The following is a 9,568-nucleotide window of genomic DNA, read 5'->3' on the forward strand; positions in this document are numbered from 1 at the left end:
AACCTTGTTTATACATCGAGTATGGATACAAAAGGTAAGTTGGGACAATCACAAATTGATTTATCTCGCGTAGATGCCGGAATGTACATTGTGAAATTAGGATCTTCAACAGGAGTTTATACAAAAGAAGTAGTGGTGAAATAAGACTTACTTTCTAAATAAATTAAAAAAGGGGAATTGCAATGCAATTCCCCTTTTTTTGATTTTATTACAAGTTCTAGAGGTTATTTTTTTCCCAAGCATGGAAATTTAATTCATGAAAAAGCACGTATTTAACTCTTGTTTTTTCAAGTCTTTGCTAGTTGTTAATTTGTTCTATTTAGGAATGATTATTGCTTATAGAGGGGAACACTTAAATCAAAATCATGAGAAAAATTTACATTATTCTTTCCAGTTGTATTTGTCTATCAGCCTTTGGACAAGTTCAGCATCAAGCCAATCAAATACAACCACAAGTAGGAGATAATTTTACAATGACATCCGTGGAGTTTAAAGTTCAAGATACCAGCGGTCAAAATTTACTCTGGGATTACTCTAATTTGTCACAATTAAATCCCTCTATTTCTTATAGCTACCTACAGGGAGATACGAGTTTAAGCAATAATAATTTAAAGGTAGAATTCCCCAACTCCTTTCATCGAATTTATATCACCGACAGTACCATAGAAAAATTTTATTCGATATCTAACATAGAAGAAAGGCATTATTCAAATCCTGAAACCACTCTTTTTTACCCCATGGCTTATGGAGATACAATGGAGGATGATTTTACCTATGTAGCTCAACAAGGTATGATCAATATTTCTACCGTTGGTAGTTCAAAATTCATTGTTGATGGAGAGGGAACACTCATGCTCCCTCATGCCACCTATGATAATGTACTCAGAATAAAAATAGAGGTTCATAAAACCCTCAATGTAATGGGAGATTTCTATGAATCCGAAGAGGTAATGTATTTATTTTATGCGCCTTTTATTCATGACTACTTACTGAAATTTACACAATCGAGTATAGATACTTTTTATGTAGAAGCAGGAAGAATGTTAATAGACAATTATGCGGGAATTGAAAAGGAGAATGACCATTTAATGAGAATTATTCCTAATCCTTTTGATGATCGAATCGAAGTGAGCAACTGGGGTAAAGAGGTCCAAAGTATATCTCTTTACACCATGCAGGGCTCTAGGGTCTATACAAACGATTTACCAGCGTTTAATCAAAAGTTCATCGTGAATACTGATGATTTTCAAAAAGGGAGCTACCTACTTTGTTTGTTCAATAAAAGGGGAGAGCTCATTGAAAGAAAACGACTGATTAAAATTTGATTGGATAAAGGGGCTGCGATGATACAGTCCTTTTTTATTTCAAGTTAATTCCTTCTGTTCTAAATGAAATACCTTGTTGTCCTGAGGTAGATATCATCACTGATTCAAAATGGGGTAAATTTTCAGGTGTATACCATTCAAAAATGAAATTACCTCCGGTACCCCCTAATTGTTCTTTTTCATTTATTACTATTTCCAAGGTTTCAAGCGGACCCATACCTACAGGATAATCAAAATAGGTGTGAACCGGATTTCCTTTGGTGTCGTGATAAATTGCTTTGGTAATGAACAAACTATCATTTAAATTAAGATTACGCATACTCACCGTGGCAGTTAAGTCGTGTGTCCTATGCTCGGTTTGAGAATAGATACTTGAATAAACAGAGAGATGTGTTGTACCATGCAGTAAAGTACTGTCCATTTTATTCAAGTGGACCCTCTTTTTCTCGAAATGAATAGATTTAGGCTCCTTGTTTTTCTGGGGCGCTTCACAAGATAAAGTAGCAACAGAAAAAAGTAAGAGTGATAGATGAAATTTCGTAACCATGGTGTTTTGAACTTTTTCTAAAGTTAGAGATTAATCCATTAATTTGTTTCTAATTGTAAGGGTTTTGGAAAAATATTAGCTTTGTTGCACAATTAACGTATACAGTCCATTCCACGCGTGAATTTTAAAATACATCCTCGTATATAGATCATTATCATCTCTTTCAAGAGATTTTAATTCAACAATAACTACAAAAAGCACACATGTACATGTGTGCTTTTGTTAAATAAAACTAAAATGGATTTAGGTTAGTTAGGAAAGGAGGATATTTTAATGCTAAGCTTGAACAAAACCTACACCAACTGTATGGTTGGTCGTGTTGTCAATCAGTATAAATGAGCCATTAGTGCGGTGATCCTTATAAGGGTCACAGTAAATTTCCTTATTCAATTTTAGTTTAATAAGCGTGATGTCGTTCATTTCAACGCTTTTAACTTCTTGTTCCGTACCGCTGAAATCTGTTTTTATTTTGCTCTCAATTTCACTCACCATGGCCAGAACCTTGTTCACACCATGTTGTAATGTGTATTTGTTGCGAATCTCCATGGTTTTATTGTCCATCCAACAAACGATAGCTTCTACCTCTTTTGTTAATTGAGGTACTTCTTCTGCTTTTACAAGCATATCTCCTCTACTTAAATTAATTTCATCTTCTAAAGTGATGGAGACGGAAGATCTACTTACAGCAGTTTGGTACTTTTCGTTGTAGAAATAGATATCCTTAATACTTGATTTTTGAAGAGAGGGTAGAGCAACAACTTCATCACCGGTCTGTAAATCTCCACCATAGACTTTTCCTGCGTAGGCTCTAAAATCATGGTATTCTTCAGTTTTTGGACGTATTACCATTTGTACAGGGAATCTTGGTTTTCCAGTATCGTAAACCTTTTCTTGTGTTAATGATTCTAAATGATCCAGAACAGTGAGACCTTGGTACCAAGGCATTTCTGTAGAATGGTGTACTACATTGTCACCGTGTAAAGCACTTACTGGTATGAAGCTGATATTCTGTCCTTCATATTCACCTTGATTGCTTAGTGTTCTAAAGTCGTTTTTAATCTTTTCAAATACCTCTTGAGAATATGCTACCAAATCCATTTTATTAATGGCGACCACTATATCTTTTATACGCAATAGGTTATTGATAAAGAAGTGTCTTTTGGTTTGTTCTGTTACACCTTTTCTTGCGTCTATGAGGATAATGGATGCTTGCGAAGTCGATGCACCTGTCACCATGTTACGAGTATATTCTACATGACCTGGAGTGTCCGCTATAATGTAACTCTTATGAGGTGTCGAGAAATAAATATGGGCCACATCTATGGTGATTCCTTGTTCACGTTCAGCAACTAGTCCATCGGTAGCTAAAGAGAAATCTAAATAATCATACCCTTTTTGTTGACTAGTTTTTTCTATGGCTTCCAGTTTATCCTGAGTCAGCGATTGCGTGTCGTACAATATCCTACCTATTAAGGTACTTTTTCCATCGTCTACGCTACCTGCAGTAGCTATTTTTAATACTTCCATGTTTCTGTTCTTGGGATTTTTTAGAAATATCCTTGTTGCTTTCTTTTTTCCATTGCAGCCTCAGAGCGCTTGTCGTCTATTCTGGCACCGCGTTCTGATAGGGTAGAGCGTCTTATTTCTTCGACCACTTCATCTATTCCTGTGGCCTTAGATAAAACGGCAGAAGTACAACTCATATCTCCAACAGTTCTAAACCTTACCATGCGTTCTTCGACCACTTCATCGTGGTCTCGATATACTTTGTCATCGTCATAAGACCAGATAAAACCATCCCTGAGAAACACCTTGCGTTTGTGGGCGAAATAAATGGATGGAATTTCTATTTTTTCATTTCTTATATAGGACCAAACATCTAATTCTGTCCAGTTGGAAATAGGGAAGACCCTAACGTTTTGTCCGAGTTCAATTTGACCATTTAAAAGATCAAATAACTCAGGACGTTGGTTCTTTTCATCCCACTGTCCAAAGTCATCTCTCACAGAAAATATACGCTCCTTGGCTCTGGCTTTCTCCTCATCTCTCCTGGCTCCTCCGATACAAGCATCAAACTTAAATTCCTCTATGGCATCCAGAAGGGTTGTTGTCTGCAATACATTACGGGATGCATACTTTCCTTGCTCTTCAATGACTTTTCCTTCATTTATAGCGTCCTGTACATTTCTAACGATGAGTTCTACGCCTAATTCTTTTACTAGAGCATCTCTAAATGCAATAGTTTCTGGAAAATTATGTCCGGTGTCGACGTGTAAAAGAGGAAAAGGGATTTTTCCGGGATAAAAAGCTTTTTGAGCCAGCCGTACAAGGGTTATAGAATCTTTACCACCCGAGAATAAAAGCACTGGTCGTTCAAATTGTGCGGCCACCTCCCGTAAGATGTAAATGGCCTCATTTTCTAATGGATTAATATTTTGAGTTGTTTTCATTTTCCTTATTTATGTATTCCGCACTCTCTATTACTTAATAGTTTTGTTGGATCATAGTAACGCTCCTCGTTAGGCAGGTCGTGTATTTCAAGGTAGTTGTTAAGTTCCTGGTCTGACCAATGGTAGAAGGGACTCACTTTAAGCACACCATCTGCCGATACACTTAGGATATCTAAAGTATCGCGCAATGCAGTTTGTCCTTTTCTCAAGTTCGTAAACCATACATCAGGTTGATGTTCTTCCATAGCTCTGCGGAAAGGTTCTAACTTTACTTGTTCACTGAATAAGCTGTGTTTAGGATCTTCTAAACCAGGAATACCGAGTACCACATTTCTGTGTGCAGCGCTTTGTCTGGGGACGTATAATTGAATGTTGAGCTTCAATTTTGAAATCAATTCTTCGGCGTGTAAATAAGTGTAAGATGTGTTATAACCTGTATCACACCAAATAACTTTTAGGTCATTTTCTACACGAGTACATGCATGAAGTATGGCAGCTTCGTAAGGTCTAAAGTTTGTTGTAATAACCGGTTTTTTGGCATTTTCTAGCGCCCAAGTCACGATTTCTTGGGGCGACTGGGTCCTTAGTTTCTGATTGATCTCTGTTATATTCATATTTATTTTCCCCATTTAATATTGTTCCATGCTCGTTCGTGAAAGAAGTACAAGAACATTTTAGTGACTAATTCTATTGCTCCTATGCTGAAGGCTATTGCCAATCGTCCTGTAAGTAAGAAGGAGATAAGGATGGTGTCAAATGTTCCAACCGTCCTCCAACTAATTGTTTTGGCTAAGCTTCGTTTAAGTTGATCTTTGGGTAAAGAAGCTTCATGATTGTTTACTTGCATGTTTTTTTCTGTATCCATTCTGTCGTTTCATTCATGTTAAAAATTGGGCAATAGTATGGCCGTACGTGAGTTTCTCACGTTTAGAATTTATACCTAATTTATCGTCTTATTAATCTAATTTTGAAGGGTAGAATTGATCTACATTAAGCGTGCGCGTTGATTAATGAGTGCAGCAATTCTTCCTAAAGAAATAAGTAGAATCCTAAAGCTTTTTATACATACCGTTGCCTTATATTTTTAGTTTTCTTCTTGAATTTCGGGGTAAATATAAATTGAAAAAAAAGAACTATCCAAATTTATCATTGTTAATTTTATATTCTGTACGCCTTTGTAAATAGTATATCCCATAAAGTTGGTAGGTTTTATAGGTGTTGTAGGTTTGTTTGAGTGTTGTGATTTTTTTTGAGTTTTTTTTAAAACAGAAATGAAATTGAAGTAAAGGGTAGTGTAGTGGAGTTGAAAATGAAATTAAATCAACAAAAAAAATCCCTCATTTTAAATGAAGGACTTCTGTTCAGTTTGAAAATTCTAAGTATTAAAAATTATATATCCTCTCGTTTCGATTTTGGAGTATACAAAATGATGATTTGAATGAGTATACCAGCAATGACTAAAAAGATGATTTCAATTTGAGTAAATAGCTCAATGGATTCCATGGCTTTATTACTCTTAAGCATCTGAAGCTTTCCTTCAGAAACTTGAAGTTTGGATAATTTATAAAGACTTTCATCTATCCCCGCAATTAATTCAACAAAGGCATCTTTTTCAGAAAGCTCTCCAGAGAAATAATCTAGTTCCATTTTGTCAAAACTTTCTAATTGAGTTTTTAAAACTTCGAAAATATCGGATTCTTTCTTCGTGAGTTTTGTTTGTTCATACTTTTCAATGAGTACATCTATTTTGTCACTTAAATTTGCATGATTGCGTTCGAATAAAAGGGTGTCTGCCGTAGCTAATGTGAGTTTCTTTTTTTGTACGAGGTGAGAGATATCAAAGATGATATCGCTGGCTACGATTCTGTCTTTATAAATGGTTGTAGTAGAATTTCGAAGTTTACTGAAATTGTCTCTATCGATTAAGTTGGTGGCCAATACAATTCCAAAAATTAGTACTATCCCTGAGACCCATTTTATTTTATTGAATACTTTCATGAGAATATTTTTTTGGTCAAAAACCGTTTATGGTGAATAACGAAGATATAAATTAAAACGATGATTTACCCATCCTTCGTGTTTTGTATCAAGAATAAATTAGGGGTGAAGAATGAGGTATCATTTTACAATATTTCCGGAAGCTTTTATTGAAAAAAAAGAAGTGCTTCATTCAAATATTAATAAAATTCTTTTCCCCACAACCTCAGTTTTTCTTTAGCTTGTAAGTGTTTTACTCCTCCTATTGCTTCTACCCATTGTGAAAGGTCCTTTAAAGTGTCATCAAAAGTAATTGCAGAAGTATAGCCTAACTCTCTTTTAATTTTTGAAAGATCTAAAACCATATTTTGAGTTAACCCTCTTACGAGTAAGGGAGTAAATCCACCAATTTTAAAAAAGGCCAAAACCTTCAAGAGTAGAATGCTAATTTCCTTTTCACTTATTTTTTGAGGATAAAGTGCTTTGATAAGTTTTCTTACATTTTCAATTAAAATGTATTCATCATCATCTGCAATATTGTAGGTGCGTATTCCGGTGAGAGATGAGGCCATACATAGTTCTATTGCCTTAGCCATATTATCGTAATGGGTCATGGAAACTTTAATGTCCATTTTCCCCGGTCTACTAAACTGATTGTTTTTGACCAACTTTAAAATTCTGGGGATAATTTGTGTGTCACCCACCCCGTAAAACGCACGAGGACGAAGTATAAAGCATTGCTCTTTTTGAAATTCATTTTCAATCACTTCTTCGGCCAAAAGTTTTGATTGACCATAAGAAGACAACAACTTATTGTTTTGGTTTCCCGCCATTTCTTCTTGTATCGGTAGTGAATCTGGTAAATAAACAGAGGAGGAAGAAATGTAGATGAATTTATCACAATTTTGTGCGGCTTTCAGTGTGTTTCTGGTTCCAACCACGTTCGGAGTGTAGAGTGACTTAAGAGGAGCCTTGTCGTCAGAGTATGCTGCTGAATGAATACAAATGTCGGCTTCCGGTAATTCATAGGGTGTACAAATATCAGCTTGAATATATTTTGCAAGTTTTAGCAATTCTTTGGGAGGGTTGTTGTCTCTTCCAGTTGCTATCACTTCATGCCCTTTAGCCACAAAATAGCGAACCATTGCTCCGCCAAAAGCTCCAGTGGCTCCAGTAATAATAATTCGCATACATTACATTTTAAGTTGAGTTTAACTCCTATTTATTTCGTTAAATTAGTGATTATGACAGACACTTCGAAAATTGGACAATCAAATTTGAACCAAATTGGTGGTAAAGCACAAGGATTGTTGAATTTACAGGCTTGTGGACTAACTCTTCCTCATTTTGTAATTATCGATTTCGATACAATTTCTTCATGGAATAATGATCGTACTGAATGTCAATCTTGGATAGATGAAAACTTCAATGCGTTGGACACAAACAAACTTTGGGCAGTGCGATCAAGTTCAGCCAATGAGGATTCGAAGGAACAGTCTTTTGCAGGGCAATTTAAAACTGTCCTAAACGTTGCATTCACAGATTTATCGGAGACCATTATGGAGGTGATTTCTTCTTATGCTGAAAGCAATGTATACGGTACGGAGACACCCCACTTTGGTGTCATTATTCAAGAAATGATTGATTCAGAATATTCTGGAGTTCTGTTTTCTAAACACCCTGTCGACTATACAAAGCATCATCCTTTGGTAAATTTAATTCCAGGTTTGGGAGATAAATTAGTGTCGGGAGAGCTTGAAGGAATGCAAGTGGAGCTGAAAGAAAATGAATTGGTTTATCATGACTTAAAGGAGTGCTATCATGGAGTTTCTGTAAAAGCAGGAAAAGAAACAAGGATTGAGAAATCAGTTGGAGACTTAAAAGATATTATTTCCAAGTTTAGTGATCTTTTCAAAGCTGGACTTTACAAATTAGAGCAATACTTAAAATGTCCTGTAGATGTAGAAATTGCCATAGCTGGAGATAACTTGTTTTGGTTGCAAGTTAGACCCATGGTAAATAGATCTTTGAAGGAGAATATCATTATCTGGGATAAAACGCAGGCAGAGGGAAACTATGGAGGAATAACACTTCCTTTAACGGTTTCACATGTTCAAAAAACCTACGGAAGTGTGTACGTAAAAGGTTCTGAAATGATAGGATACAGTCCTAGAATTTTAAACCAGAATAAAGCGGATATGCATCGAATTGTAGATAGTATTCATGGAAGATTATACTATAACCTGAACGCATGGCAGGGTAACTTGTATCAAATGCCTTTTGGAAAGAAATTGGTGCAGTTACTGCCCAAAATATGGAATATGGAAGCGGTCGATTTTAAGGCTCCTCCATTGCGACATAATTTTCTGGAAAGGGTGAATATATTTTTTCAATTATTGATCAAGTTAATACGATCTAAAAAGTACAATGCTTTATTTGATGACGCTTACGAGGCGGCGTTAAAGCAATATAACCCAAAAGACTTTCATCAACTAAGCTTGGAAAATCAGTTAACCATTTATCAATCTATGATGGATAAAATGGGGAAGAGTGCCTTTGCTGCTATCTCAAATGGTTTTTATACCATGATTAGCTTCTTCTTACTGAAGAGCGGTTTAAAGGGTTCTAAAATAATAACAGACCACCCTAATTTTATTAATGATGTTTTGCGTGCAGAAGGTGAAGTAACCTCTGTTCAGCTTCTTCATAGTTACGAAGAACTTGTAAATATTATCCTAGATGATGAGCAGCTGAAGGAGTTGTTTAAGACAAAGGAAGTATCCGATATTTGGAAAGAATTGACCCAAAAGTACCTGGAATTAGATGAAAAAATTAAAGAATATATTCGTTTGTATGGGGATAGAACCAAATCGAGTGAATTGAAAATGGAAACCACCACCTTTAAGCAAGATCCATTATTGTTTATTGAGCTGTTACAAGAATCCATCCGTATATCGGTGGTATCTACTGAGCAAAAGAGGAAGGAAAGCCCTACAGATTACAGATCTATATTAAAAGCATATTATCCAATAAATTTTCTTTGGAGGTTGTTTCTGGTAAATAGGGTGAAGGGATTAATTTTTAGGTTTAAATCCCGTGAAAATTTCAGGTATAAACGAACACGTATTTTCTCAATATTTAGAGATATGTTCTTGAGCATGGGAAATAATCTTGTTGAATTGGGGTATCTCAATACTCAAAAAGATATATTTTATCTTACAGTAGATGAGTTGTTTACTGAAAATTTAAGAGAGGGGTATAATAAGCTC

10 protein-coding genes are annotated in these 9,568 nt (G+C 35.5%); 3 read left to right on the top strand and 7 right to left on the bottom strand.

The window, feature by feature from the left end; all coding sequences use genetic code 11:
- The first annotated feature begins 21 nt into the window (after window positions 1–21).
- Complete coding sequence (locus R3333_RS14675; protein WP_413468682.1) at window positions 22–144, top strand: T9SS type A sorting domain-containing protein; 123 nt, start codon at window positions 22–24, stop codon at window positions 142–144.
- A 221-nt stretch (window positions 145–365) separates the two neighbouring features.
- Entirely contained in the window at window positions 366–1,325 is a 960-nt protein-coding gene (locus R3333_RS09180) for a T9SS type A sorting domain-containing protein (RefSeq protein WP_318958492.1), read from the top strand.
- A 34-nt stretch (window positions 1,326–1,359) separates the two neighbouring features.
- On the opposite strand, the gene R3333_RS09185 is transcribed toward R3333_RS09180, so the two are convergent.
- The 7 genes from R3333_RS09185 to R3333_RS09215 all read right to left on the bottom strand — a co-directional run bounded on the left by R3333_RS09185 (window position 1,360) and on the right by R3333_RS09215 (window position 7,489).
- The gene (locus R3333_RS09185) at window positions 1,360–1,872 is read right to left on the bottom strand and encodes a DUF3124 domain-containing protein (protein ID WP_318958493.1); all 513 of its coding nucleotides are present in this window, start codon (window positions 1,870–1,872) and stop codon (window positions 1,360–1,362) included.
- Window positions 1,873–2,148: 276 nt separating this feature from the next.
- Entirely contained in the window at window positions 2,149–3,399 is a 1,251-nt protein-coding gene (locus R3333_RS09190; protein WP_318958494.1) for a sulfate adenylyltransferase subunit 1, read from the bottom strand.
- 20 nt (window positions 3,400–3,419) lie between these two features.
- Window positions 3,420–4,322, bottom strand: a complete 903-nt coding sequence (gene cysD, locus R3333_RS09195) for a sulfate adenylyltransferase subunit CysD (RefSeq protein ID WP_318958495.1) — start codon at window positions 4,320–4,322, stop codon at window positions 3,420–3,422.
- A gap of 5 nt (window positions 4,323–4,327) precedes the next feature.
- Window positions 4,328–4,936 (bottom strand): phosphoadenosine phosphosulfate reductase family protein, encoded by a 609-nt coding sequence (locus tag R3333_RS09200; protein WP_318958496.1) that lies wholly within the window; start codon window positions 4,934–4,936, stop codon window positions 4,328–4,330.
- Window positions 4,937–4,938: 2 nt separating this feature from the next.
- Entirely contained in the window at window positions 4,939–5,169 is a 231-nt protein-coding gene (locus R3333_RS09205; RefSeq protein WP_318958500.1) for a DUF2061 domain-containing protein, read from the bottom strand.
- 542 nt (window positions 5,170–5,711) lie between these two features.
- Window positions 5,712–6,320 carry an MCP four helix bundle domain-containing protein gene (locus tag R3333_RS09210; protein WP_318958497.1) on the bottom strand — a complete coding sequence of 203 codons (609 nt, stop codon included), beginning with the start codon at window positions 6,318–6,320 and terminating at the stop codon, window positions 5,712–5,714.
- Window positions 6,321–6,499: 179 nt separating this feature from the next.
- The gene (locus R3333_RS09215) at window positions 6,500–7,489 is read right to left on the bottom strand and encodes an NAD(P)-dependent oxidoreductase (RefSeq protein ID WP_318958498.1); all 990 of its coding nucleotides are present in this window, start codon (window positions 7,487–7,489) and stop codon (window positions 6,500–6,502) included.
- A gap of 54 nt (window positions 7,490–7,543) precedes the next feature.
- Here R3333_RS09215 and R3333_RS09220 point away from each other — a divergent pair.
- The coding region (locus R3333_RS09220) for a PEP/pyruvate-binding domain-containing protein (protein ID WP_318958499.1) at window positions 7,544–9,568 on the top strand (2,025 nt) is incomplete at its 3' end.

Source organism: Lishizhenia sp. (genome assembly GCF_033720595.1).
Taxonomy (GTDB): Bacteria; Bacteroidota; Bacteroidia; order Flavobacteriales_D; family Crocinitomicaceae; genus Lishizhenia.